Origin of the sequence: Arenimonas sp. (genome assembly GCF_019459675.1) — a bacterium.
Classification (GTDB): domain Bacteria; phylum Pseudomonadota; class Gammaproteobacteria; order Xanthomonadales; family Xanthomonadaceae; genus Arenimonas.
In genome coordinates, this window is sequence record NZ_JAIBFH010000109.1 from 1 (window position 1) to 1,765 (window position 1,765).

Sequence of the window (1,765 nt, forward strand, 5' to 3'; positions counted from 1 at the left end):
CGTGCCGGCACACTTCCGCGACGAGTCCTACGCGGGCGCCGGATTCGACGCCGACGCCGACGCACTGCTTGCGCAGGCCGACGTGCTGGTCTGCGTGCAGCCTCCCGCCAACGACCGGCTGGCCAAGCTCAAGCGCGGTGCGGTGGTGGTGGGGCTGCTGGCGCCACACGCCGACCCGGGACGCATCGATGCCCTGGTGCAGGCGGGTCTTACCGGCTTTTCACTCGAGCGCTTGCCGCGCACCACGCGGGCACAAGCCATGGACGTGCTGTCGTCGCAGGCGGGTATCGCCGGCTACAAGGCTGTGCTGATCGCCGCCCAGCTGGCGCCGCGCTATTTCCCCATGCTCACCACGGCGGCCGGCACCATCCGTCCGTCCAAGGTGCTGATTGTCGGCGCCGGCGTTGCCGGGCTGCAGGCCATCGCCACCGCGCGCCGGCTGGGCGCGCAGGTGGAGGGCTTTGACGTGCGCCCCGAGACGCGCGAGCAGATCGAATCACTGGGCGGCAAGTTCCTCGACCTGGGCGTCAGCGCGGCGGGCGAGGGCGGCTATGCGCGCGAGCTCACGGCCGACGAGCGCGCCGAGCAGCAGAAACGCCTGGCCGAACACCTCAAGACGGTGGACGTTATCGTCACCACCGCCGCCGTGCCGGGTCGCCCGGCGCCCAAGATCATCACCGCTGCGATGGTGGCGGGCATGAAGCCCGGCAGCGTGATCGTGGACCTGGCGGCCGAGACCGGCGGCAACTGCGAACTCACCCGTCCCGGCGAAACCATCGACAGCAACGGCGTCACCGTCGCCGGGCCCTTGAACCTGGCCAGCATGGGCGCGCTGCACGCCAGCGAGATGTACGCGCGCAACGTCTTCAACTTCTTGGCCCTGTCACTCAAGGACGGCCAGCTGACGCTGGACTGGACTGACGACCTGATCGCCAAGACCTGCCTTTCGCACGCGGGCGAAGCCAAGGCCTGAGGCGCGCCTCAGTCTGCCGGCGGCGGCGCCACGCCCGGGCCGCCCGCCTCAAGCCACTTTCGGCGCTGTTCGGGGTCCATGGCGCGCCAACGCTGCTTGAGTTCGCGCCGCTCGACCTCGGGCAGCTGGTGCACCCGCTGCATGCTGGCGCGCATCTTCTGGCGCAGCTCCGGCGGCAGGTCGCGGAAATTACGTGCGCCGTGGCGCAGGCGCTCGCGCTGTTCGGGCGTCAGCGCTTCCCAGCGCGCATGGCGCTCCGCGCGCTCGAGTGCGCGCACCCGCCGCGACGCCGGCATCTCGTCCCAGCGTTCGCGCAGGGGCTCGAACTTTTCCTGCTGCTGCGGACTCAATTCGGCCCACGTCGGCACCGAAACGCCCTCCGGCACGCGATGGTCCTGGCCTGGGTGCGACGGGTCCGAATGGGCGCAGGCGCCCGTGGCGCTCAGCGCCAGCAGCAGGGCCATGGCCAGCGATACCAGGCGAGGGCTCACTGCGGGCCCCGGGCATGCGTGGCGACGGGCGCATCGGCCAACCAGGCGTAAAGCTCGGGATCTTCGTCGGCGATCAGGCCGTCGATCTCCACGTCGGTGGCCGTGATGGCCGCGCCATCGGGCGCCGTTGCCGTCCGCTGCGGCAGCCACCACGTCAGGCCCAGTGCCATCACGGCGGCGGCGAAGGCGCCCGCGGGCACCAAGCCGCCGGCCAGGCGTCCGCGCGGCCAGGGCGCCAGTGCGTCCTGGCGCGCCAGCCGCAGGCGGGTGGCGGCGCCCTGGTCGACGCGGGCGCAGGGCC

General features: G+C 72.1%; 3 protein-coding genes. 1 reads left to right on the plus strand and 2 read right to left on the minus strand.

Annotated elements, in window-relative coordinates:
* Positions 1–973 (plus strand): NAD(P) transhydrogenase subunit alpha (locus tag K0M70_RS03950; RefSeq protein ID WP_290779566.1); only part of this gene is annotated, 973 nt, incomplete at its 5' end.
* Positions 974–981: 8 nt separating this feature from the next.
* Here the strand turns inward: K0M70_RS03950 and K0M70_RS03955 are convergent.
* Complete coding sequence (locus K0M70_RS03955; protein ID WP_290779568.1) at positions 982–1,464, minus strand: DUF3106 domain-containing protein; 483 nt, start codon at positions 1,462–1,464, stop codon at positions 982–984.
* Positions 1,461–1,765: hypothetical protein (locus K0M70_RS03960; RefSeq protein ID WP_290779571.1), on the minus strand; the 305-nt coding region annotated here is incomplete at its 5' end. The genes K0M70_RS03960 and K0M70_RS03955, both read right to left, overlap by 4 nt.